This window comes from Neobacillus sp. Soil_C_43 (assembly GCF_057656715.1).
Genome location: NZ_JBDGJV010000012.1, coordinates 100626 through 124751 on the forward strand (window position 1 = coordinate 100626; position 24126 = coordinate 124751).

At 41.4% G+C, this 24126-nt stretch carries 24 protein-coding genes and 1 pseudogene; 8 read left to right on the forward strand and 17 right to left on the reverse strand.

Annotated features, from left to right (window positions below; all coding sequences use genetic code 11):
- The first annotated feature begins 162 nt into the window (after positions 1 to 162).
- Positions 163 to 738: a DUF6241 domain-containing protein gene (locus AC3A54_RS16325; RefSeq protein ID WP_487655253.1), complete on the forward strand. Its 576-nt coding sequence runs from the start codon at positions 163 to 165 to the stop codon at positions 736 to 738.
- A gap of 34 nt (positions 739 to 772) precedes the next feature.
- On the opposite strand, the gene AC3A54_RS16330 is transcribed toward AC3A54_RS16325, so the two are convergent.
- The 4 genes from AC3A54_RS16330 to AC3A54_RS16345 all read right to left on the reverse strand — a co-directional run bounded on the left by AC3A54_RS16330 (position 773) and on the right by AC3A54_RS16345 (position 3693).
- Positions 773 to 1081 (reverse strand): hypothetical protein, encoded by a 309-nt coding sequence (locus tag AC3A54_RS16330; RefSeq protein ID WP_487655254.1) that lies wholly within the window; start codon positions 1079 to 1081, stop codon positions 773 to 775.
- Positions 1066 to 2091: an anti-sigma factor gene (locus tag AC3A54_RS16335; RefSeq protein WP_487655255.1), complete on the reverse strand. Its 1026-nt coding sequence runs from the start codon at positions 2089 to 2091 to the stop codon at positions 1066 to 1068. The genes AC3A54_RS16330 and AC3A54_RS16335 overlap by 16 nt, the downstream gene beginning before the upstream one ends.
- Entirely contained in the window at positions 2081 to 2581 is a 501-nt protein-coding gene (locus AC3A54_RS16340) for a sigma-70 family RNA polymerase sigma factor (RefSeq protein ID WP_487655256.1), read from the reverse strand. Before AC3A54_RS16340 ends, AC3A54_RS16335 begins: the two co-directional genes overlap by 11 nt.
- Before the next feature lie 122 nt (positions 2582 to 2703).
- On the reverse strand, positions 2704 to 3693 hold the full coding sequence (locus AC3A54_RS16345) for a DUF3231 family protein (protein ID WP_487655257.1): 990 nt from the start codon (positions 3691 to 3693) through the stop codon (positions 2704 to 2706).
- A gap of 181 nt (positions 3694 to 3874) precedes the next feature.
- Between AC3A54_RS16345 and AC3A54_RS16350 the strand changes: the two genes are divergently transcribed.
- Positions 3875 to 4498: a hypothetical protein gene (locus AC3A54_RS16350; protein WP_487655258.1), complete on the forward strand. Its 624-nt coding sequence runs from the start codon at positions 3875 to 3877 to the stop codon at positions 4496 to 4498.
- A 525-nt stretch (positions 4499 to 5023) separates the two neighbouring features.
- Here the strand turns inward: AC3A54_RS16350 and AC3A54_RS16355 are convergent.
- The 6 genes from AC3A54_RS16355 to manA form a co-directional block, all read right to left on the reverse strand.
- Entirely contained in the window at positions 5024 to 5857 is an 834-nt protein-coding gene (locus AC3A54_RS16355) for a carbohydrate ABC transporter permease (RefSeq protein ID WP_487655259.1), read from the reverse strand.
- Complete coding sequence (locus tag AC3A54_RS16360) at positions 5857 to 6789, reverse strand: carbohydrate ABC transporter permease (protein ID WP_487655260.1); 933 nt, start codon at positions 6787 to 6789, stop codon at positions 5857 to 5859. The genes AC3A54_RS16355 and AC3A54_RS16360 overlap by 1 nt, the downstream gene beginning before the upstream one ends.
- A 61-nt stretch (positions 6790 to 6850) precedes the next feature.
- Complete coding sequence (locus AC3A54_RS16365; RefSeq protein ID WP_487655261.1) at positions 6851 to 8167, reverse strand: ABC transporter substrate-binding protein; 1317 nt, start codon at positions 8165 to 8167, stop codon at positions 6851 to 6853.
- A gap of 46 nt (positions 8168 to 8213) precedes the next feature.
- On the reverse strand, positions 8214 to 9407 hold the full coding sequence (locus AC3A54_RS16370; protein ID WP_487655262.1) for a trans-sulfuration enzyme family protein: 1194 nt from the start codon (positions 9405 to 9407) through the stop codon (positions 8214 to 8216).
- Positions 9408 to 9466: 59 nt separating this feature from the next.
- Positions 9467 to 10144 (reverse strand): FadR/GntR family transcriptional regulator, encoded by a 678-nt coding sequence (locus AC3A54_RS16375; RefSeq protein WP_487655263.1) that lies wholly within the window; start codon positions 10142 to 10144, stop codon positions 9467 to 9469.
- A gap of 162 nt (positions 10145 to 10306) precedes the next feature.
- On the reverse strand, positions 10307 to 11251 hold the full coding sequence (gene manA / locus AC3A54_RS16380; protein WP_487655264.1) for a mannose-6-phosphate isomerase, class I: 945 nt from the start codon (positions 11249 to 11251) through the stop codon (positions 10307 to 10309).
- Between the two features lie 394 nt (positions 11252 to 11645).
- On the opposite strand from manA, the pseudogene AC3A54_RS16385 reads away from it, so the two are divergent.
- Positions 11646 to 13502 (forward strand): annotated as a pseudogene (locus AC3A54_RS16385) (fructose-specific PTS transporter subunit EIIC).
- 1074 nt (positions 13503 to 14576) lie between these two features.
- Here AC3A54_RS16385 and AC3A54_RS16390 read toward each other — a convergent pair.
- Positions 14577 to 14765 carry a DUF4177 domain-containing protein gene (locus tag AC3A54_RS16390; protein ID WP_487655265.1) on the reverse strand — a complete coding sequence of 63 codons (189 nt, stop codon included), beginning with the start codon at positions 14763 to 14765 and terminating at the stop codon, positions 14577 to 14579.
- 169 nt (positions 14766 to 14934) lie between these two features.
- On the opposite strand from AC3A54_RS16390, the gene AC3A54_RS16395 reads away from it, so the two are divergent.
- The 4 genes from AC3A54_RS16395 to AC3A54_RS16410 all read left to right on the forward strand — a co-directional run bounded on the left by AC3A54_RS16395 (position 14935) and on the right by AC3A54_RS16410 (position 17071).
- Positions 14935 to 15699, forward strand: coding sequence for an SDR family NAD(P)-dependent oxidoreductase (locus AC3A54_RS16395; protein WP_487655266.1), 765 nt, complete (start codon positions 14935 to 14937; stop codon positions 15697 to 15699).
- Positions 15700 to 15729: 30 nt separating this feature from the next.
- Positions 15730 to 16035, forward strand: coding sequence for an ArsR/SmtB family transcription factor (locus AC3A54_RS16400; RefSeq protein WP_335545597.1), 306 nt, complete (start codon positions 15730 to 15732; stop codon positions 16033 to 16035).
- A gap of 488 nt (positions 16036 to 16523) precedes the next feature.
- Positions 16524 to 16730, forward strand: coding sequence for a hypothetical protein (locus AC3A54_RS16405; protein WP_487655267.1), 207 nt, complete (start codon positions 16524 to 16526; stop codon positions 16728 to 16730).
- A gap of 122 nt (positions 16731 to 16852) precedes the next feature.
- Complete coding sequence (locus AC3A54_RS16410; protein ID WP_335545600.1) at positions 16853 to 17071, forward strand: spore germination protein; 219 nt, start codon at positions 16853 to 16855, stop codon at positions 17069 to 17071.
- 206 nt (positions 17072 to 17277) lie between these two features.
- Here AC3A54_RS16410 and AC3A54_RS16415 read toward each other — a convergent pair whose 3' ends face one another.
- Positions 17278 to 17721, reverse strand: coding sequence for a VanZ family protein (locus tag AC3A54_RS16415; RefSeq protein WP_487655268.1), 444 nt, complete (start codon positions 17719 to 17721; stop codon positions 17278 to 17280).
- 345 nt (positions 17722 to 18066) lie between these two features.
- Here AC3A54_RS16415 and AC3A54_RS16420 point away from each other — a divergent pair, with 345 nt between their 5' ends.
- Positions 18067 to 19419: an MDR family MFS transporter gene (locus AC3A54_RS16420; protein WP_335545603.1), complete on the forward strand. Its 1353-nt coding sequence runs from the start codon at positions 18067 to 18069 to the stop codon at positions 19417 to 19419.
- 55 nt (positions 19420 to 19474) lie between these two features.
- Here AC3A54_RS16420 and AC3A54_RS16425 read toward each other — a convergent pair whose 3' ends face one another.
- The 5 genes from AC3A54_RS16425 to AC3A54_RS16445 all read right to left on the reverse strand — a co-directional run bounded on the left by AC3A54_RS16425 (position 19475) and on the right by AC3A54_RS16445 (position 24109).
- Positions 19475 to 20281: a prohibitin family protein gene (locus AC3A54_RS16425; protein WP_335545605.1), complete on the reverse strand. Its 807-nt coding sequence runs from the start codon at positions 20279 to 20281 to the stop codon at positions 19475 to 19477.
- A gap of 207 nt (positions 20282 to 20488) precedes the next feature.
- Positions 20489 to 21166 (reverse strand): class II aldolase/adducin family protein, encoded by a 678-nt coding sequence (locus AC3A54_RS16430; RefSeq protein WP_487655269.1) that lies wholly within the window; start codon positions 21164 to 21166, stop codon positions 20489 to 20491.
- An 87-nt stretch (positions 21167 to 21253) separates the two neighbouring features.
- Positions 21254 to 22528, reverse strand: coding sequence for a TRAP transporter large permease (locus AC3A54_RS16435; RefSeq protein ID WP_487655270.1), 1275 nt, complete (start codon positions 22526 to 22528; stop codon positions 21254 to 21256).
- Positions 22528 to 23013 (reverse strand): TRAP transporter small permease, encoded by a 486-nt coding sequence (locus tag AC3A54_RS16440; protein WP_487655271.1) that lies wholly within the window; start codon positions 23011 to 23013, stop codon positions 22528 to 22530. The genes AC3A54_RS16435 and AC3A54_RS16440 overlap by 1 nt, the downstream gene beginning before the upstream one ends.
- Positions 23014 to 23089: 76 nt before the next feature.
- Positions 23090 to 24109, reverse strand: a complete 1020-nt coding sequence (locus AC3A54_RS16445) for a TRAP transporter substrate-binding protein (protein WP_487655272.1) — start codon at positions 24107 to 24109, stop codon at positions 23090 to 23092.
- Between the last annotated feature and the right edge of the window lie 17 nt (positions 24110 to 24126).

The window sequence follows — 24126 nt, forward strand, 5'->3', positions numbered from 1 at the left end:
TCAGCCCCGACAGGCAAATGTTCTTCAGCAAGAAAAGTCGCTCTTTAACTTTTATTGCTGAAGGTTATTTGACCCGAGGGGCTAGGCGCTGGAGCTGGACAATTCTCGAAGTCGCATTTTTTACATTCTTATTATATGAAAAACAGGCATAGGGGGATGGTTGTGAAGAAAGTATGGATTATTCCGTCCATTATTTTTCTGGTATTACTGGCCGGCATCTATGGAGCCAATAAAGTAATCAACAGCGAGGCCGTTTCCGGAAGTAAACAAGAGAAAGTAGAGGCGGAAGCTGTGGATGATTCTCCAACTCTTGTGGATGAAACTGTGGATGAGGACAGCGAACAAACAGATAAAATTGGCGGCGTTCAATACGATATCGGCATTGACAACACCAGCTCCGAATATAAGGTCATTGAAGTGATGCATAAGATGACGCACCAAAAAGTGAAGGCAGAAGAAAAATGGGGGGCCATTCCTATGGTGCCTGACACCATTAATCGCGTGTATGAAATCGTGAGCAACCGTGATTTTGACCGAAAAGACCAATTGCTGGCCCTTCTTGAAAAATGGAAGGCGGGTAATTTTGCGGCAGTCGATGACGCTCACAACTACTTCTGGCAATACCAAGGCGGCACCGTCGGGCAGGCCTATGGAATCTTAAGTAAAGCAGAGGAAGAAACCTTTATCCTGAATAATTTTGGTGATGACATCGCAAAAGAAGTAAGCTCGCAGCCATAGCGGAGCTTACTTCTTCTTTTAACCCTACAGTAAATTATGGTTTCGCATTGATCGTCCAGGCAAGCATAAACATGAGAAATGTAAATAGGAGAATAAATACGTTGATCCCCAATCCCCACCACGCATACAGCCTTGGCCGCCTTCTCGTAAATAGTCCGATTACACCAAAAATGATGCCAAACATTGGATTTTTCACTAAAAAGAAATCAGGAAAGGTTTCTGTTTTTAACAATAAGGCTGCATTAAGAATCGCAAGTGAAAATAGCCCCCATACGAACGAAAGAATGCCAGCCAGCCCAACCAATTTACTGAGTGTGGACTTCTTTTTTATTTCCAGTTCCATAGCTTTACCTCCCCTACCTTAACGGACCTAACCTCTTTCATCTGCTCTAATTTTCTAAGTTCTGGCGTTGGTCCGGTCACTACAGCGCCATATACGTGAATCCCCTGTTTCTTTAAATAAGCAATCCGTTCTTTTAATTCCAGCGACTTGGCTCGTGCTACTTTTGTTGCCACTTCTTCATTCTTTGAAAGTTGTGTAAGAATATCCAGGAACACTTCTTCATTGGTTTGTTCTCTACCGTTGAAAGGGGACCAAATGGTTGAATCAACTTGGGCAGGATAGCCCAGTGCAGTGATTGGTACACCCTCCTTGTCAACTTGTTTAGCTTCTAGCCCCGTATCCACTGCTAACCAGCGTACTTCTGTTGCCTTTGGCATGATTTGTTCGATCTCCTCCGGCTTATGCAATGTGGAAAACGACACATACACTTCTGCGACCGTTCCATCTGGAAGGCCTTTTAATATATCCCATTCTCCCCCCGTATCATAAGGAATCTTCGCTTCTGGATGAAGCAATGTTTCCGTTTCTACACTCGGGATTTCAGGCAACGGACGGTCTAAAAGGGTCGTCTTTTTAGGGAAATTTGGATGATCAAGTGCGAAGTAAATATCATAGTCCCCTACTTTATAATCCTCTTTTCCTATACGTTTATTAACATCGAACAGGATGTGCATGGAAAATAACCCAATCTCGTCTTCAATTTTGATTTTTTCCAAATTGATATTAGGCTCCGTTAAGTAAATCGTATTAGAAGCAACCTCAATAAGCTTGTCAGCCCTTCCTCCGATTGCGTAATAAAAATAGGTGATTAGTGTCATGACTGGGATGATCAGTAACAGGACGGCAAGACTTATGAAAATATTCGTTAGTCTTGCGTGATTTTTGCCCATGTTAAAAATGGTTCGTTGATCTTCTTCAGTAAGAAATTGACTCGTCTTATATTGCTGTTTCGAATTTTTAATATAATTTTGATAGAGTTCATCATCGTTTGGATTCATGTTATCGCTCATCTGTACATTCCCTTCTTTTCACTTTGTCTACCAATTTTTTTCGTCCTCTAAATAAGTGGCTTTTTAATGTATTTAACTTTAAATCAAGAATATCTGCGGCTTCCTGATACGGAAGATCATGCAGATCGCATAGGAGTACCGCGTGCTTTTCATTTTCCTGTAAGCTATTAATGTCCCATAACAATTGGTTTAACGATTCTTTTTCTAGTATTGTCTTCTCTGGTGTTGCCAGACTGACACCACCGTGCTTATCCATTTCATCTTCAATAATGACTCGTTTATTTTTCCTTTGGAAATCGATGAATGCATGATAGGCAACCTTAAATAGCCAAGCTCTAATATTCCTAATTTCATAATCTTCTAGTGACACATAGGCTCTATAAAAAGCTTCCTGAACGAGGTCTTCCGCTACAAAGTGATCTTTCGAAAGGGAATATAAATATCGATACAAATCATTTAGATTCTGTTTAAATACATCTTCAAGCTGCACGAACCATCCCCCTTTCACCTAATCCACGTTTCACATTACCAAAAAGTTGCAATTTTAACAAAATATTTAATTTTTTTATACAAAAAAGAGAAGTGCATTCACACTTCTCCCGGCTCTTGCATTTATTTCGGTTTCACCGTTTGTGGCGGCTCCTCCATCCATCCGTGCTTAATCATAATTTTCGCGCCTTCATGCGCATATTCGAAAATATCCTTCATGAAGATTGATAGCTTCGCCGGCAGGTCATTTCGTAAGCTAAATGCCGTTCCGACAGAGTTACCGCCTAAAGAAAAGCTACAGAACAGGCTGACGCAGTACATCATGATTTTATCTGAGAAAGGCGTAAGGGTTGAAGTAGTGATATTCCCACCAGCAGTAGCCGGAACAGGAATATTATTTTCTAATAGGACCTCACTCATCTCTTTTATGATGGCTGCTGCCATCTCTCCACCCTTTGTGAAAAATTTACGCACATCCTTTTTTTCCGCACATTGGGCAAATCCGTAAATCAATTGCATCCCCGTCACATTGGATTCGATGGCATGATAAATATTTGCCAGCTCCACCGTGTTGAGAGAGCGTTTCCCGCTAAATAGGTTAAATCCACCTAGATAGTTGGTATCTTTGACAAACTCCACTTCCTTAGTGGTTGAAACATACGGCGAACGGGGAATTAACCCTTTTTCCAGTAGGTATTTAGTACATTGATGATAATATTTTTGTGTCATACTTGTGAGGTTCTTATAGAGTTGAATCATATCATCGCGATAGGACATTGTGATATTTAAGGTGTGCATCGCCATGCTGATTTCTTTAATCATTCGGACAAACATGATATCAAAACCATTATCATAGAGCTTCGGGACTTCTTTATTTACATCTTTGTCCGTAAATCCGATTGGAACAGGGATTCCTTCACTTTGAAAAATACGGACGATCTGTTCGATATAAGGACTAATCTCCTCATATAAGTCCGCCATGATTTTCTTAGCTTCATGGTCATCTACTTTTTCAATAAAGTACTCTAACATATGTTTAATCATCGTCTTTTGTTGATAGGTCATCCATAATGTTCCGATCTCGGATGACGCTAAAGCTGGTACTTCAGGCATGTAAATCTCTCCTCAGTTCAACGTACTTTTTGTTAGTTTGAACTATGAATGCTTTATCATTCACTTTTAATAATAATAGTAGAGATCCTCCATCCATCATTTTATATATATACTATTTTTTCCCATCTAAGTATTTTATAATACGAGATGGGCCTTCTATTATTTCTAAGGGGAATATGTAATGAAACAGACAGAGATCACAAACCCAGTTTGGGCTTATTTTGTCTTAATTGGGGGAGGAATATTTGCTTTAACTACCTTACCAGGGATGCTCTTAATGATGACGATTCCATTATGGAAACCGGATGAGATCAGTTTCTTTTCGATTTTATTTATGGTCATTGGGCTATGTATCATCATTGTGGTTGGTTGGGGAATGAAAAGAGCGTTTGTTGCCATAAAAACCTATAAAGTATGGAATAAAACGTCGGGGCCAGTAGCTGGCTCGGGCGGGAGAACCGTTGAACCAATAGCTGCCGTGGAGAAATCAGCTGAACTAATAGGTGGAAATGGAGAGGAAACAGCCGAGCAATTAGACGTTGGATCAGAGAAAAAGAAAAAGCCGATTTGGCCTTGGATTGCTCTTGCACCAGGCGCTTTACTATTGGTGAGTTCAGGACCAGGTGTCCTCATGCTGCCAATCGCCCCACTCTTTTTAGCAGGCATGTCTACCGATTCAGGGACCACACCGGGCTATGTACCAGGTCTGATTATTGTGATTGGATACGGACTACTCATTGGGTATACTGTTTTGGTGGTAAAAGCCATTAAAAGATTGCGTGGGGACAGTCCCCCAGTGCGTTAAAGCGCAGGGGGACTGTTCCCAGCCGCTTAATGAAGTGGTCTCCCTTCTTGGTGATAAATAGTGGATATCGTCCTTTTTCAGCCATTTTTATCTCCTTTTTGGGGATATAGTAGATCTTTCTTGTGGATGAATCGGTTTTCTTATGAGTCATCCACTTTTTTATGTGGAGAAACCCATGATATTTGTGGATAATCCACATTGAAAAGTGGATGCAACATCTTTTATTTGCGGATAACTCGCTTTTATTTGCGAATAATCCACATTTATTTGCGGATAACCTGTTTTTATTTGCGGATAAGTCACTTTTATTTGCGATAAGCATGTAGAGTGCCTCACTCAATCAGTGGATAACCTCATCCATTAGCGGATAACCACTTCCAATTAGCGCATAACCTCTCTCAATTGGCGGATGGCACCTTCCAATCAGCGCCTACCCGCCCAATTGGCGGATAACCTCTTCCAATCAGCGCATAACCTCTCCCAATTGGCGGATGACACCTTCCAATCAGCGGATGGCCGCATTCATCACCCTTTGACCGAACCTTGTGTCATGCCTTCAACGATGTATTTTTGCGCAAAGGCGAAAAGGATGAGAGTTGGGATGACGGATAGGACGGTCGCGGCGGACATGGATCCCCAGTCGATATCATACTTTGTAATAAAAGAATTCATCGCAACCGGAATCGTCTTCGCTTCCTCCTTATCGATAAACATAATCGCCAGGAACAACTCATTCCAGCACTGCACAAATGCGAAAATAAAAGTCGCTGCAATCCCCGGCAGCATCACGGGGATGATAACTTTAAATAACGCGGTCAATCTCGAGCACCCGTCGATCATAGCCGCTTCCTCAAGAGTGGATGGAATCCGCTCGAAAAACCCCTTCATAATCACCGTACAAAAAGGAACCATCATGACCGTATACATTAGCATAAGGGCTGGTAACCGATTGAGCAGTTGAAGCTTGGACATCAGTAAATATAATGGCGCTAACCCAATAAATAATGGGATCATTTGCGTAATAAAAAAAGCAAAAATCACTTGCGATTTCCCCTTAAACTCAAAACGGGCTAACACATACCCGCTCAGCATCGCAATGAGAAGCGAGAACACCCCAGCAACCACGGACAAAATCAAGCTATTTGTGATATAAATACCAAAATTAGAGATTTTAAAGATATCAATATAATTTTCAAACGTAATCGTTTCCGGCCAATAATGAATCGGGAAGGTAAACATGTCCTTTCCCGGTTTTAGCGATGTAATGAAAATCCAGTAAAGCGGAAACACCGTAAAGACAAGGAACAAGGAGAGAAAAACCACCTTAAACAGCTGCTTCCAATTGATGAGCCTCGTCATTAAAAATCACCCGCTTTATTGAATTTCGTTGCCAGTAAATAAAAAATAGAAAAGCACAATAAAAGGAAAATCATAATGACACCAATCGAAGCTGCCTGTCCATAGTTCTGTCCCATGATTAATTTTTCCAGCATGAAAGTCGAAAGAATATGAGTGGATCCTGCAGGCCCGCCGTTCGTTAACGAATAAATCAAATCAGGGAAGTTTAAAATCCAAATCACGCGCAATAAAGTCGTGACAATTAGCGTCGGTAAAATATACGGAACAGTAATCTTAAACAGCTGCTGGAAATAGTTAGCCCCGTCAATCTTGGCCGCTTCAAACAACTCGTCTGGAATCGACTGCAAGGCCGCTAAAATCATGATGGCAAAGAAGGTAATCCCGTACCAGACGTTGGCCACAATGACGGATACCATCGCCCAGGTGGGATCCGCTAAAAAAGGAATCGCGGTATCAATGATACCTGCCTTCAGCAACAAATCATTAATCACGCCGCTTTGCCCATTTAACATCCAGCGCCAAATCAACCCGATTAAGAAGCCGGACATCGCCCATGGAAAGAAGATAAACGCTTGGTACACGCCTCTGCCTCGAAATTTTCTTCGTAATAACAAGGCAACCACAAACCCAATCACAAATTGGGGAATGAGTGAAAAAAACACCCAATAGAAGCTATTCACTAATGACTCTTTAAATCCAGGCTCAGCCATGACGGTCTTAAAGTTATCGAGTCCGATGAACTTGATGTTCGTTAAGTCAAATAGTGAGTAATTTTGAAAGGCCATAATGACCCCTTTGAATAATGGATAATAGATGAAAACGGCGACAAGCAATAAGGCAGGAAGTAAGCTAAGGAAAATAAATAATCCATGCTTGGAGATCGAAAACGTTGGCAAGCTTCGATTGGTAACTGGTTCAGTTTGCGTCTTCAAGTGTCATACGCTCCTCTCTAAAACATAAGGGGGCAGCAGAACTCCACTGCCCCAACCGGTGCTATTTTTTATTGGCTTTTTCCTTTTTCCAAAAATCAGACCACTTGGCTAATGCGTCGTCCTTCGATAGCTTTCCTAAAAGAAGAGCCTGAATATCTTTATCAGCCATCGCTCTGTATTCTGCATAACCCTTGTACTCAACAGGGCGGTCAGCAATCAAGAACTCTTCTGGCTTTGCATTCATTTGGATATACGAGCTGAAGTAGCCTTCCTTGAAATATGGATCATCCCCTGCACTTAAATGAATCGGAATTAACGAATTATTTTTAGCAAAGTATAGGTTTTGCTCTGGGCTTGATAGGAAAGAAACTAGCTTCCAAGCTTCATCCTTATGCTTCGAGTAAGCTCCAATCCCCCAACCAGCTGTTCCGGCAGGTTGTTGAGCGACACCTGATGGCGTACCTTTTGGAAGTGGAGCGGTTGCCCACGTCCCTTTTTTCATATTCTCTTCAGCCGTTACAATAACCTCGGGATCCTGAATTAACATTGCTGTCATGCCAGATGTGAAGCCTTGAACCATTTCCGGGTAGCTCCAGCTTACGGAATCCGGCGGTGATGCTTCTTTGTATAATTTTAAATAAGTATCTAATACTTGCTTCGCTTCAGGCGTTTCAAACATTGTTTTTCCTTCTTGTGTAAAATAGGCATCATTCTGGACGATATTTTTTCCAAGATAGGACCATGTCATAAATTCAATATAATCCGCTGCACCGGCACCGCCTCTAAAGCTGTAGCCGTAGCGATTCTTCGATTTGTCCGTCAATTTAATGGCTGCGTCCACTAGCTCATCCCAAGTTTCTGGAACTTTAATGCCAGCCTCTTCAAACCAGTCTTTTCTGTAAAATAACGTTTTTTCATACACACCATATGGTATGTAGTAAGGATTGTGGTCAACCGCTGTTGCACCATGTTTGATGGTTTCCGTTAACGTGTCCCAATCCTTCCACTGGCTTGTATAGCGGGAAAGGTCTTCAATAAACTTGTTATTTGCGAAGTTTTTAACGGTTTGTTCGCGAACCTCTAATACATCGATATCCTCTTTTGCCATTAACATTTGGGTGATTTTTTCATCCGCGCTCTTTAATGGCGGGGAGATTAGCTCGACTTTGATGTCTGGATTTTCCTTTTCAAACTTGGAGATCATCTTCTTCAACAGCTTGGTTCTTGCTGGGCTTGTAATACTCTCAACCATTCGTAGTGTGACTTTTGCGTCGCCTTCTTCAGAGCTTGTTTCTTTGGAGCCGCTGCAGCCTGCAAGCAGACCTAGGAAAACCATGGCTAGCACCAACATCAAAAATCCTTTTTTGAGATGAAGCATCAAATTTTATCCCCCTCTGAAATGTTTTTCTTTTTTATATAAAAGGTCAGCCTTTTATACCGTTTGTGATTGTAGCAGTAAATGCCACGTCGAGATCCTCCATCAGTTCATTGACGTTTTCTAACCCGACAGATAGTCGAATTAAGCCTGGATCCATGCCACTGGCAACCAGTTGCTCCGTGTTATAGCCGTAATTCGGTGAGATAACGAGACTCTCAAAGCCACCCCAGGAAACTCCGATTTGAAACTGTTTCAGGTTGTTAATGACCTTGCGAACGGACTCGAAGGAATTGTTCGCGAGTTCAAAGCTTAGTAAACCGGAATATCCTTTTAATTGCTTGGTGCCGAGTTCATAATCTGGAGAGCTCTTTAAGCCTGGATAGTTTACTTTTTTAACAGAAGGATGATTTTCTAAAAAGGTGGCAATTTTCAACCCGCTTTCTTGATGGGACTTCATTCGTAGTGGCAGGGTGCGCAGTCCGCGCATTAATAGCCAGGCTTCATAGGGTGGCATGACTCCACCTAGCAGCTGATATTCGTGATAGAAAAGATGGTCCATGATTTCTTTGCTAGTGATGAGCGCCCCGCCAACGAGATCGCTATGACCCCCTAAGTATTTGGAAACGGAATGGACTACGATATCGATTCCTAGAGTAATAGGGTTCTGAAAAATGGGAGTGGCCCAAGTATTATCAATAATCGTTTTGATTCCGCGCTGTTTGGCAAGGTCGGCAATGGCCTTCAGGTCAACGAGCTTAAAGGTCATAGTGGTTGGACTTTCTAGGTAGATGACTTTGGTGTTGGGCTGGATGAGAGATTCGATGGTGTCTTGATCGGTTTGAAGTGTGTTAGTGTGAGTGATACCAAATTTTTCAGCATAGGTGAAGAACTTCGTGGTGGGACCGTAAATATTGCTGATGCTTAGTACGTGATCGCCTGCTTTTAGAAACGTGAGGATGGCGGATGAAATGGCGGCCATCCCGGAGGAGAATAGCTTACACTTCTCGCCTTTTTCGAGAGCAGCGATTTTTTGCTCGACGATTTGGACGGTTGGATTGGTGCCCCGCCAGTAGAGATAGCTATTTTGCTCGTCCTTCATGGCTTCAGCGAGCTGGTCAAAATCCTTAAAGACAAAGAGAGAATTTTGATAGATGGGCGGAACAACGGCTCCGTGGAAGCGGTCATATTCGTCACCGAGATGCGTGACAATATGTTCATCTGATAAAAATTTGTTGGGCATTCTCATTCCTTCTTTCGTTAGTTTTGTGCCGAACCGTGTTGGCCTAGTATGGTGGCTGCCTAGATGCGGCGGACGGTGTGTTCGACTGCATCTATGATTTTATTAAACTCTTGCAGCGCATAATTAGGGTCGCGCTGTTTAATGCCGTCGAGCATCGTGCTGTGGAATGGCAGGGTATCACTAAAAATATGCTCGATGCCAAAAGGTCTGCTCCAAAGCTTATTAAAGGTGTCGGACACCGATTCGGCGACACTTTCTAGCAAGGGGTTATGGGAGGCTCGATATATGGCCTTATGAAATTCCCAGTCTACCTCCGATGAATCGATTCCCTCATCTCGAAGGCGGATGACTTCTGTGATCAGTTGGTCCATTTCCTCGATTTCTTCATCGGTTGCTCTTTGTGTCGCCAGCTCTACGGCTTTTCCTTCTAGTGCTCTCCGCAGCTCACTTATGTGGAGCAGATAGTTCTTTTCCTGCTCAACATCTATTATGGCTTCAATTTTTAAGGCGTCTCCTTCTTTCACGAAGATGCCTTTTCCGTTTTGTACCTCAATGGAATCGAACCCTTCAAGGTAGCGTAAGCCCTCTCGGATGCTCGAACGGCTCACACCGAGAATGCTGGTAAGCTCGGCTACAGACGGCAGTTTATCCCCCTTTTTCAATTGATGATCATTTATGTATTTCTTGATTTCTTCCGCTATCATTTCGTGCATAGATACTTTTTTGATAGTTTTCATGAGACGGTCACCTTCTCTCTCATTTTCTACTATACGACTGTCCACCTATCCGATAGGTAAAGTTTATTCTGAATATTTTAAAAAGTCAATTTTATTTTAAGATAACAAAGGGGACAGTCCCCCGCCGCTTTAAAGCGCTGAGGGACTGTCCCCTTTTCTTTTTTACGTATGTGAAACGATGAGTTGGCAGTTGCCGTCGAATTGGATTTCTCCTGCTCCTACTGGGTGGATAAAATGCGTACCTTTTTTCAAAGCATACGTCTCACCTTGATGGACAAGGGATCCTTCGCCTTTAATCACGCTGAATAATACGTATTTATCTGCAAAGGAGAAGCTTGCTCTTCCGTGGACATCCAATTTGTAAACAGAGAAAAACTCTGATTCGACAAAAGTAGTTACCGTTGCGTTCTCTTCCTCTTTCACTCGAGGTGCGGTTTCTGCATCTTGGTGCGGAACAGTCGTTACTTCAATCGCTTTTTCCAAATGAAGCTCACGTAAATTGCCTTCCGCATCACGGCGGTCATAATCGTATACTCGGTAAGTTGTATCAGAACTTTGCTGTGTTTCTAGCACAAGTGTGCCTTCACACAACGCGTGAATCGTGCCGCTCGGTACATAGAAAAAGTCCCCTGGCTTGATTTTTACACGGCGAAGGAGATCATTCCATTTTCCTTCGTTGATCTGTTCTACTAATTCTTCCCGTGTTTTCGCATTGTGGCCGAAGATCATGTCCGCATCTTCTTTACAATCAATGATGTACCAGCATTCTGTCTTTCCAAGCTCCCCATTTTCATTGATCTTGGCATAGGCATCATCTGGGTGCACCTGTACGGATAAATCCATATTTGCATCTAAAATCTTTGTTAATAGTGGAAACACTTCTTCCTTTGGATTTCCAAAAAGCTCCGGATGCTTCGTCCATAGCTCATCAAGAGTCATCCCTGCATATGTTCCATTTTCAATAACGGAAGGGCCATTCGGATGAGCGGAGATCGCCCAGCACTCCCCTGTATGTTCGGATGGAATCTCATATCCAAACTCTTGCTTTAGAGCTGTTCCTCCCCAAATTCTCTCTTTAAAGACAGGCTTCAAAAATAACGGCTGCATGTAATCAATTCCTCCTGCTCTATGTAGTCACGTATGTGGAGGCTTTGTCGAAAGGGGTCTGTCCCCATTGCATTCGAACCATCCTCCTATGATAAATAAATAGTTCTTGCAAAAACAAAAAATTGAACTCATTCACAAGAATACTCTATTTCTAAAATAGAAGCAAAACAAAATCAGTCCGTTATTTACTCTGTAAGAGTTTATCAAATACCTATAAAAAAAACCGTCAAATCCTTAGAATTTGACGGTTTTTGTCGTATTAAAACAGGTTTTTCCGCATATTGCGGTAAACATTCATTCTTTTTGCGAACGATTTCAGTAGTATAACTAATACATAGACATTATTTAAATTATTTTTCTAAAAAAATCTTACATACAGGAGATGAAAGCATACATGAAGTTAGTAGCGATTACCTCATGTCCAAACGGCATTGCCCATACGTATATGGCAGCTGAAAACTTACAAAAGGCAGCCGAAAAGCTCGGACATCAAATAAAGGTCGAAACTCAAGGGTCCATCGGGGTCGAAAATGAACTAACGGAACAAGAAATTCAAGAAGCAGATGGCATTATCATCGCAGCAGATAAAACCGTTGATACAGCAAGATTTGTTGGTAAAAAACTGCTTGTAACGGGTGTACAGGATGGTATCCGCAAGCCCGAAGAATTGATCAACCAGGTGTTAACAGGTGACGTTCCTGTTCATCAAGAAAGCATGAAGTCCGTCGATCAAATCAAAAGTGAAAGAAAAGAGAAACAAAACCCGTTTTACCGCCACTTAATGAACGGTGTATCGTACATGATTCCATTCGTTGTGGTCGGCGGGATTTTAATCGCATTAGCGTTAGGTCTTGGCGGTCATCCAACTGCTAAAGGGATGGTCGTGGATCCAGATTCGATTTGGAACTCTGTCTTAAACGTTGGTGCCGCATCATTCGGATTCATGGTTCCCATTTTAGCCGGATTCATCGCGATGAGTATTGCAGACCGTCCGGGATTAGTCCCTGGTATGGTCGGTGGATATATTGCAGCTCACGGGGAATTTTATAGCAGTGAAGCTGGCGCAGGATTCCTTGGAGGAATTATTGCCGGTTTTATCGCAGGTTATGTAGCAAAATGGATCAAGAGCTGGATAGTACCAAAAATGGTGCAGCCAATTATGCCAATCTTGATTATCCCAATTCTAGCAAGTGTTGTTGTATCAGCCGTCTTTATCTTTATCCTTGGTAAACCAGTTGCAGGCGTGTTTACAGCATTAACGGATTTCTTAAATGGAATGCAAGGTACAAGTTCGATTTTATTAGCATTATTATTAGGGGCCATGATTTCCTTTGACATGGGTGGTCCAGTCAATAAAGTAGCTTTCTTATTCGGTTCAGCGATGATCGCTTCTGGTAACTACGCGATTATGGGTTCTATCGCAGCAGCGATCTGTATCCCTCCAATTGGTATGGGTCTTGCTACATTAATGAACAAGAAAAAATATAAAGATGCAGAAAAAGAAGCAGGGAAAGCAGCCTTCTTCATGGGTCTATTCGGTATCACGGAAGGTGCGATTCCATTCGCAGCCAAAGACCCACTTCGCGTTATTCCAAGTATCATGGTTGGTTCTATGGCTGGTGCAGTTATTGCGATGTTAAGCCACGTAAGCGACCACGTTCCACACGGCGGACTGATTGTTGCCGTACTTGGTGCAGTGGATAATGTCGTCATGTTCTTAGTCGCGATTGTTGTTGGGGTAGTTGTTACAGCACTTATGGTAAATGCATTGAAAAAGAATGTGGAGTGATTATAGATGAAATTAACAGATTTAATCAGTTTAGAGCTTATTGAAACAGACGTCAAAGGGAACACGAAAGAATCTGTAATCGATGAAATGATTGAGAAATTTGATGAGTTTGGGGGCATCAAATCCAAGCGTAAATTTAAAAAGGCCATCTCAAATCGTGAAAAAGAAAGTACTACGGGAATCGGCATGTCGATTCCGATTCCTCATGGATAATCGAAGGCGGTTGTAAAGCCAACGGTGGTGTTCGGTCTGAAGCTCGATGGCGTGGACTGGAAAGTGTATGATGGCACACCTGCCAAGTTAATTTTCATGATTGCGGTGCCGGAAGAAGCAGCGGGTAATGAACATCTTAAGATTCTGCAAATGCTTTCTCGTAAGCTGATGAACGACGAGTACAGAGAGAAGTTGCTAGCGATTGAAACGAAAGAGCAAGCTTATGAGTTGTTGGGGCAGATTGAGTAGGGTTTGTTTTGGAAGAAGAGTCCTGATGTGGGCTCTTCTTTTTTGTTTTTTTAAAATAAATATGGGAATGGCTAATGTAGACGCACTCTACTTCTACTTTTCCCAATAAAAAGTCCTTTAACGTCGATGTAGACGAACTCTACTTCTACTTTTTTCAATAAAAAGTCCGTTAACGTCGATGTAGACGGGCTCTACTTCTATTTTTTTCAATAAAAAATCCGTTATCTTCGATGTAGACGAACTCTACTTCTACTTTTTTCAATAAAAAGTCCTTTAACGTCGATGTAGACGGGCTCTACTTCTATTTTTTTCAATAAAAAGTCCTTTAACGTCGATGTAGACGGGCTCTACTTCTATTTTTTTCAATAAAAAATCCGTTATCATCGATGTAGACGGACTCTACTTCTACTTTTTTCAATAAAAAGTCCGTTAACGTCGATGTAGACGGATTCTACTTCTACTTTTTTCAATAAAATGTCCTTTAACGTCGATGTAGACGGACTCTACTTCTACTTTTTTCAATAAAATGTCCTTTAACGTCGATGTAGCCGGGCTCTACTTTTACTTTTTTCAATAAAAAATCCGTTAACGTCGATGTAGACGGGCTTACTTCTACTTTTTTCAATAAAAAGTCCGTTATCTTCGATGTAGACGGGCTCTACTTCTACTTTTCCCAATAAAAAGTCCGTTATCTTCGATGTAGACGGGCTCTACTTCTATTTTTTTCAATAAAAAATCCGTTATCATCGATGTAGACGGACTCTACTTCTACTTTTTTCAATAAAAAGTCCTTTAACGTCGATGTAGACGGATTCTACTTCTACTTTTTTCAATAAAATGTCCTTTAACGTCGATGTAGCCGGGCTCTACTTCTACTTTTTTCAATAAAAAATCCGTTAACGTCGATGTAGACGGGCTTACTTCTACTTTTTTCAATAAAAAGTCCGTTATCTTCGATGTAGACGGGCTCTACTTCTACTTTTCCCAATAAAAAGTCCGTTAACGTCGATGTAGACGGACTCTACTTCTACTTTATTCTAAAATAAATCCCGTTAAAATCGATGTAGATTCTCTCTACTCCACTCGTCTCTTTAAGATGATTTCAAAATAAGCTGCAGACCCATAGGCTGCTGTTCCTGGAGCAAAAATCTGCACTAATTCCCATCCCTCTTTTTCATAGTCCCTTATCATGTCGTGGTAACTTTCTTTTGGTTTGCCTCCAAACGTTGTTAATTCTACTCTCACAAATTCATGCTCGTACATATGTAATCACTCCTAAATTTACATTATTACTTAGTCATACGATTAGTAGGTTATTAGGTTTCATATTTTTACCATTTTGCCGTCCGTTGACTTTTGTTTGTCGTTCAATTATTATATGTTTAAACATTTAAACACTTAAACATATATCCAACTTATGGAGGTACATTTTATGAAAAAAACGGCATTAATTACCGGTGCAACCAGCGGCTTAGGCTATGAGTTTGCTAAACTTTTTGCGAAGGATGGCTATAATCTTGTTTTAGTAGCGAGAAGCGAAAACACTTTAAATGAAATGAAACAAACCTACTCTAATATTGAAGTAACCGTCATACCTATGGACTTAAGTACACCTGGCGCAGCGAAAGAAATTTTTCAAGAAGTCGAACAAAAGGGAATCTCAATCGATGTACTCGTAAACAATGCTGGTTTCGGATTAATGGGCCACTTTGATGAGCTCGACATCCAGAAGCAGACCAATATGATTCAATTAAACATAACTGCCCTAACGGAACTCGCCTACTACTTCCTGCCAAAAATGAAGCAACAGGGCAGCGGCAGAATTCTGAATGTCGCAAGTACAGCCGCATTCCAGCCAGGTCCATTGATGGCGGTTTATTTTGCGAGCAAAGCCTATGTCCTCTCTTTTTCGGAAGCACTTGTGGAGGAGCTTGCCGGTACCGGCGTAACTGTTACCACCCTTTGCCCCGGTGCTACAAAAACGAACTTCGGTGCGGTGGCGAGTGTCGAGAACTCTAAAATGTTTAATCAAGCGATGTCCTCGGATGTGGTGGCAAAACAGGGGTATGAGGCATTGATGCGTGGGAAACGCGTAATTGTGACTGGAGGCTTAAATAAAGCAGGGGTGCTTGGGGCAAAATTTATGCCAAGAAGCGTAGCGGCGAAAATTTCCAAATATGTAGCGGGAGAAAAGTAACTTTTTTAAAACAAAGGGGTTTTGTTAAAAATGGCTCAACAAGCTATCGATGTATTTCGTTCATGTATTCCATTATTCACCGCTCTCGCGGACCCGGCAAGGCAGGACATTATCCTGTTGCTTGCGGAAAAAGAACCGTTAAGTGTCAATGAGATTGCCGAGCAGTCGAACCTGTCGCGCCCAGCCATCTCCCATCACTTAAAAATCATGCGCGACACCCAACTCGTCGTCAGTGAACAAAAAGGAACCCAGCGCTATTATTCCCTTTCACTCGAGCAGAGTGTGGCGCAATTAAAGCAGCTAATTCAGATTGTTGAGAGCGAGTGCATTTTGTAACTTGCTCTTTTTCCTTTTAGGTAAACGAAAGTAATATCATGGATAAACGATTGGATATAAAACAAATTGACAGCCAATACTGGTTTTTGTATAAGTAAGGGCGAAGATCAGGCCATTTTATTTTTCATGCATATTAGTTTTCATTCGCCTTATTTCGATTTGTGCTATACTAATTAAACGCTTGATTAGATTGATCAGAAACCTTTCTATTATAGTGTTTCGTTCTTAATTGAACGAAGAAAATTGTCAGTTTTATAGTGAAGAATTCGACAGCATTTCCTATAAAGTGAAGTATTTCCTCGGAAAACCTCTCTTTCGACAAAGGCTCCTCTTTTTCCACATTACCTAAACGTTTGATTAAAAACCCTACAAACCTTCTCCGTTACTGAATTTCTTATCATTTTTCCGCAAAAAACATGTCGAGCCGTGACTATACACATATTACTCTTCGTGAAGGAATAAGATGTACAAGCGAGGGGGAACGGTGAGTGGATATCCATGGACTTTTAAGCTTTATCTTCTTGAAGGTAAAAGAATTTATCATCTTTTATCTATGCATCTTGCTGGGGGAATGGTTTGCAGATAGACAGGGCTGGAACTTGTTCGATCGCGCCTGGCTCATCACTATCATCTCACTCTCCATCATCACCTTTGTCTTCTGGGCCTACTTCGGGAGAAGCCTGAGATGGTTCTAGTAGTTTTTTGGGGACAGTCCCCCGGCGCTTTAACGCAGCGGGGGACTGTCCCCGAATGAACAACTGGTTGGTCTTTAGCATAGATTAGATTACAAGTATTAACTCATAAAGGATGTTGTTGTATGTCTTTTGGACCTAGGCAAGTGAAGATTGATACGGTGAGTGGCGGTATTGTACAGTTTGGCGGGGCTGTATTTGTATCGCCGAAGAGTGCTTCGAAAAGTTTCAGTGGTTCGGGTATTAGCAACACTGGTGTAAATATCGTAACGATTAATGGAGCAAGTTCAACTAATACAGTTGATACAGATGTGCTGGACCAGCCAATCGTACAGGATAACTAAGAAAATGCGCAAGCGCCTTGGCCAGCCCCGACAGGCAAATGTTCTTTGGCAAGAAAAGTCCGCCTTTTGACTTTTATTGCCGAAGGTTATTTGACCAGAAGGGCTAGGCGCTGGAGCTAGACAATTCTCGAAGTCGAAATTTATACTTTCTTAATATATTAAAAAAAGAAGGAAAGAGCATCGCTGGATGCTCTTTCCTTCTTTTTCTAATAGGCTTTCTTCTTCCTTTTTCCTAAAAGATAAGCCAACGTCAAAACCACCAATGCCCCACAGGCATCAATTAAGACATCCTTATAAGTAGCCGTCCTGCCAGGCATAAAGGATTGATGATATTCATCGCTCATCGCGTATAGGGACGTTAGGCACCATGCGAGTATGTATGGAAAACGAGTGGTTTCCAGTGATTTGAACAGTAACAAGGAAAGGATACCAAATGCCGTAAAATGTGTCGCCTTTCGGATCAGGAAGTTCAGCACCTTTATCACTCCATGGTCCGCACTTGGTGTATCGATGCTTTTATGTTCCGTATCAACTACCTTTTCAATGGTCTTTGACGTACTTTCCCCCGTAAAGTAAGGAAGCTGGGTCGCACAAAAGATCCCCATCATCCATATGATAGCCGCTATGATCCACCATTTTCTTTTTCCCATGTGCAAAACCTTCCTTCTTTCATAAAAATGAATACCCCTATTCTACAGGAAACTAGTATTGTTAACTAATTTTCTACACGTTTTTAGAAAATAACTACACACTTTACCTATTTATCTACACAAATTCCCCAGATATCTACACACTTTTCTTGTTTATCAACACAAATCCCAATGATATCTACACATTTTATAAGGATATCTACATATCTATTCATTAGGCCTATCACAGTGGCTAAGAACATCATCGCATTCTTCTTGACAGCCACCTAAAATTGCTTTAATATATCTCAAGTTCAAGATTTTTACAGTGCGAACAATTTTACAACAATAAAAGGGGTTATATAGATGAAAAGCAGAACAACTGTGATGGTTAGTATTGTTCTTGCGATGCTGGTTGCGTCCATTGATTCGACTATTATGAATACGACGATGCCCATCATTGCAAAAGAGTTAGGCCGATTTGACCTCTATGCATGGTCATTCGCGTCCTACATGATCACCAGCACCATTCTTTCACCTGTGGCTGGTAGATTATCCGATTTATTCGGACGGAAAAAAGTATTTGGTACAGGAATCCTCCTATTTTTGGTAGGCTCACTGCTTTGCGGGCTGTCCGCCAATATGGTTCAATTGGTCATTTTCCGAGCCGTGCAAGGGATTGGCGCTGGATTCATGATGCCGTTCCCTGCCATCATTGCCGGAGATTTGTTTTCTGTTGAAAAACGAGGCAAAATTCAAGCGTTATTTACGGCGATGTGGGGCTTGTCCGCCGTACTTGCACCATTGCTAGGGTCTTTCTTTGTAGAGTTTATGACGTGGCGCTGGATTTTCTTCGTCAATCTGCCGGTGTGTATCATTTCGTTTATCACCCTGCTGCCATACAAAGAAAATTACCAGCCGAAAAAAGCGAAGGTCGATTACATCGGCGCTATTCTATTCGCTGTCGGTGTCACATTCCTTCTATTAGATACAATCGTGAAGGAGAACCGCGTCCTTTATGCGCTGATTGGGATCGTATTCTTAGTGGTCTTTTACTTTTTTGAAAAGAAACAAGAGTCACCTATCGTTCCGCTTTCTATGTTTAAAAATAAGATGATATCAAGAATTAACATCAATGCCTTTATTGGAACGACCGCTTTATTTGGGGCTTCCAGTTTTGTTCCCTTGTTCTTGCAAAATATCGCTGGGCTTTCGCTGTTCCTTAGCGGTGTGGCCTTACTCGGAACGGCCATCGGCTGGATGGTGGCTGCCGTGCCAGCAGGTAAATGGATTCTGAAATATGGCTACCGCATCTTGTTAATCATCGGAAATGTATTATTGTTCCTGTCTGGTTCCCTGTTAACAATGCTTGATCCTAGCCATGGTTTCTGGTTTATTTTCTTAGTCATGATTGTTCAAGGCTTAGCGTTCGGTCTCCTCACAACGGTTGGAATGATCGGCGTGCAGCAGCTCGTGGGAGCGCATGAAAGAGGTATCTCTACTTCCTTCTTCATGTTCTGCCGGAATATGGGGACCGCGATTGGTGTAACCATCATGGGGGCACTATTAACAAGCGGAGCCAACTTCATGCAAGGCATTCACCATCTCTTTATATTCGGTTTTGTAGGAAGTATCTTAGCCTTACTCACCTCCTTCCTGATTCAAAAGGACACATCCTCCGAGCAACAAGGCTTGGTGGCTAAACCGAAAATGAGTTAATAAAACGGGGACAGTCCCCCACCGCGCTAAAGCGCCGGGGGACTGTCCCCTCTTTCTATTTTTGTTTCTCAAGCCCATTTACATCAATAAACGGCGTGGCTCCACCTGTTACACTTGGCAGGCGGCCATCCCATTTCTCCAAAGCCTTCTCTTGAACTTCAATTTGTTTTAATTGGATTAACTCCGGCGTAACTTCTTGCTTTTTCAAGCGTAGGGCTTCTGCTTCTGCCCCTGCTTGAGCGACCTTCTGCTCCGCTTCAATTTTGATTCTCTCTAAATCTCTTTGTGCCCTTAAGGCGTTTTGTTCAGCCGTTTGCTTGGCTTCTATTGCTTTATTGAATTCTTCACTAAAAGCAAACTCTTTGATATTAATATCTTCAAGTATCATATGATATTTTGTTAATTTCGCTGCAAGCATCTCTTTTACTTTCGCCGATACCTCTGGGCGTTTGGAAATCAATTCTTCTGCTGTATAAAGCGCGGTAATTGCCTTTAACGATTCGGCAATCGCTGGATCAACAATTCTGGAACGGTAATCCAGTCCGATTTCTTGATATAATTTATTCGCGGCTTCAGGATTAACAGAAAAGTTTACGGCCACATTTGTAGTAACGATTTGCAGATCCTTTGAGGCTGCGGTCTGGGAGCTTTCTTCTTTTTGTACCCGTACCTCAATCGGTTGAACGGTTTGGATAAACGGAAGCTTAAAATGAAACCCCTCAGCTAAAATCGTTGGCTTAACGGCCCCTAATTGCAAAAGGACTCCTCGATAACCTGATGCAACAGTGGTAGTCGAAAAGAAAAAAACGACTACAATAATAATCGCAATGACTCCACCTATAATAGATTTCTTATATTGCATGCTGCTCCCCCCTTTAAAACAAATCTCCTCCATGTTTCCTACAAAAATGACTGTTTACAAAACTGTATGAAAACAGAGCCAACTTTATTCAACAAGAACCAATCGTTAGCTGCGATTCCTTTATCTAATAAAATTGAAGGCACGGATTAGTAGAAAAATATAGCATAAAAAAGGATGGGTATAATTTCCCATCCTTTTATCCTGTTCCTACCAATCTCTTCGAGGCTTGTAGCCCGCATTCTCAAGAAAATCTCTTTCTACCTTATTGGAGAGTCCGTTCATTTCCACATTCGCTGACCTTGAAGTAATTAACATTTTGCAGGCCATTTCCAACGTTTGCAACGCCATTCGTGCTTCTTTAATATTAACATCATAAACCAAAACACCATGATTTTCGAGTAATAGAATATTTGCAGACTTTGACTTTTCTGCAACCGCATTTCCTAATTCCAGTGTCCCTGGATGATAATACCCTACTCGTTCAACACGTTCTAAGTAATACATGGTTTCAACAAACCAATTCGATGGAATCTCAATCGAAGAGCAAGCCACCAAAGTTGTATAAAAAGGAGAAGCATGGAGCACAGCTCCAATATCCGGACGATTTTCGTAAATAGCACGATGCATGGGCGTTTCCTTAGAAGGCTTTTTACTAGTGTCAAATTGTTTTTTTACATCCCAAGCTACCGCTTCACCAGAAAGTGAGCACACCACTAAATCCGTATGATCCAACTCTCCAAGATAGGTCCCGCTGGCCGTAATCATATATTCATCTGCACTAATCCGGGCACTAATATTACCTGCTGTTCCCCAGGCTAGTCCATAATCCATCATATATTTTCCAGTCTTCCTTAGTTCTTGTCTAATTAATTCTTCCTTTTGCATATTGAATTCCACACTCCTTTAGAAAACTATTAAACTACTAAGAAAAGTTCCACACCTTGATAAATGTGGAACTCCAAAGTTATTTTTTTATTTAAACAAACTTCCAAGTCCGATTGATAACTGCGGAATGAAGGTAAGCAACATTAAAGTTACTAGGAGTACCGCATAATACGGTAACATTCCCTTTGATATCTGATCGAGCCTGATCTTGGCGATCTGCGAAGAGATAAACAGGTTTACACCAAATGGCGGTGTACACATACCTAAAGCCAAGTTAACGATCATAATAATACCGAAATGAACTGGATCAATTCCAAGTTGTGTAGCTACTGGTAATAATAATGGTGCCAAGATGATAATGGATGCATTTGTTTCCATGAACATTCCGACGATAAGCAAGAATAAGTTAACTAATAATAAGAAGATGACCGGATTGTCTGAGATGCCCATGAAGAATTCTGCAACCATTTGCGGTACATTGGCACGAGTAATAATCCAACCAAACAAACCTGCGCTCGCAATGATGAACATAATTGTAGCAGTAGTGACAGTTGATTGAGTAAAGATTTGAGCAAGTTGTTTTAGTTTAATTTCCTTATAAACGAAAACACCCACTATGAAAGCATAACCTACAGCAACCCCGGCAGCTTCAGTTGGTGTAAAAATACCACCATAAATACCCCCAAGAATGATAACAGGCATTAATAATGCAAGAAAAGCTTCCTTTACAGCAAGCATTCTTTCTTTAAAGTTTCTCTTTGGTTCACGCGTATACCCATGCTTTTTAGAAATAATTAAAACAGTTAAAATAAGAGCAAGGCCGATAAACAATCCTGGTACAAATCCTGCCATAAACAGGTCACCGATCGATACTGACGCCGTTACACCATACAAAATCATTGGAATACTTGGAGGAATAATAATACCTAATTCACCAGCAACGGCCTGAGTGGCCCCAGCAAATCTTGCATCATACCCACGTTTAATCATCCCCGGAATTAGCATACTTCCTAAAGCTGCAGTTGTGGCAGCACTAGAGCCGGAAATGGCCGAGAAGAACATTGCCGTTACAATCGTAACAATGGCTAGCCCCCCTGGAAGATGGCCCGTAAACGCATTAGCAAGATTGATTAATCGTTTGGAGATTCCTCCAAATTCCATTAAAGTCCCAGCAAGAATAAAGAACGGGATCGCCATAAGCGGGAAAGAGTCAATGGACGTAAACGACCGTTGAACAAGTACGATTAATGGAGTACCTCCCTCCCACCAAAGAGCAATGGCTGAAGCAAGTCCGATTGACACGGCTATCGGAACACTTAAAGCAAAAAACACAAGCATACAAATCATTAATACGACAGCCATTATTTTTCGTCCTCCTTTTTTGAGGAAATATCAAAGATTAAAGCTAGAGCGTTAAGCGCTAACAACAGAGAACCAATTGGCAAAGCCGCATACGGAATAGCCATAGAGATCCCTAACCCCGGAGATGTTTGGGCCTGGACATGCTCGATCATATTAATTCCTTGGAAAAATAAAACCCCAAAAAATACAATACATAAAATAGCAACAGCAATAATGACGATCTTTCGTTTCTTTTCAGATAGTAGCTCTGGAAGTAATTCAATAGAAATTAACTGATTATGTCTCATCGCTAAGCTTGCACCTGCAAAAACAATGTACATCATCAAATAACGTGATAATTCCTCAGACCAAGTCAATGGAAAATGAATCAAGAAGCGGCTTATTACTTGTAAAATGATCAAAATTGACATAACGCCAAGCATCAAAGAGAGGATAACTCCTACAGCTTTATTCAAGGTGTCAACCATTTTCACAACTTGTTGCATTGTAACTCCCCTTTACTTTAGTAGAGTAGAAGGGTACCGAGACCATGGTTGGCCTTGGTACCCGCCAGTCTAACAATTATTTTGTTTTCACAATGCTGTCATAAAGCTTCTTATCTGCATCTGATTTATTAGCAAATTCCTTTTGAACAGCCTTGGCTTTTTCCATGAATGGCTTTGTATCAATATCAACAACTTCCATTCCTGCATCCTTAACCTTCTTCAATAATTCTTTTTCTTGTTCATAAACGATCTTGTTCTCATACTCTGTTGCTTCTTTTGCTGCTTCTTCAACTGCTTTTTGTTGTTTCTTTGAAAGCTTGCTGTACGTTGCATCACTCATTGTTAACATAACGTAACCGTATACGTGGTTTGTATTGATCAAGTATTTTTGGACTTCATTCAATTTAGAACTTTCAATTAGAGCTAGTGGATTTTCCTGAGCATCAATAACCCCTGTTTGAAGGGAAGAATATACCTCACTGAATGCCATAGGTGTTGGTGTTGCACCCATTGCTTTCCATGCTGCGATGGAAGCAGGGATTTCAGGAACACGGATTTTGATTCCATCTAGATCTGAAGGCTTAGTCACTTTTTTATTTGCTGTTAATTGACGTGGCGTACGCTCCCAGAATTGAAGGCCGCGAACCTGTGCATTTGTTAATAAATCTGCTTTTAATTGTTCTCCCACTTCACCGTATAAAACCTTTTCCATATGTTCACGGTCGCGGAATAAGTATGGTAATTCTAAAATGGAATATGGCTCATAAAAGTTGGAAAGTACGCCAGCAACCAAGGCGAAATCAACTGAACCAAGCTGCATTCCTTCTATTAAATCACGGTCATTTCCTAACGTTGAGCTTGCATAAACATCGATTTTTACAGAACCGTTTGTCTTTTCATTTACTAATTCAGCAAATTTCTTCGCACCTAGGTTCCAAGGGTCATCTTCCCCTGCAATATGACCAAGCTTTAACGTTACTGCTTTTTCCGCTTTTCCAGAATCTGAACCACTCGCTTTTTCTTTCGCCCCGCACCCTACAAGGCTTAAACTAAGAGATAACGCCGCTGCTGCAATACCAATTTTTTTCAACAACATTTTATTTCCCCCTTAAA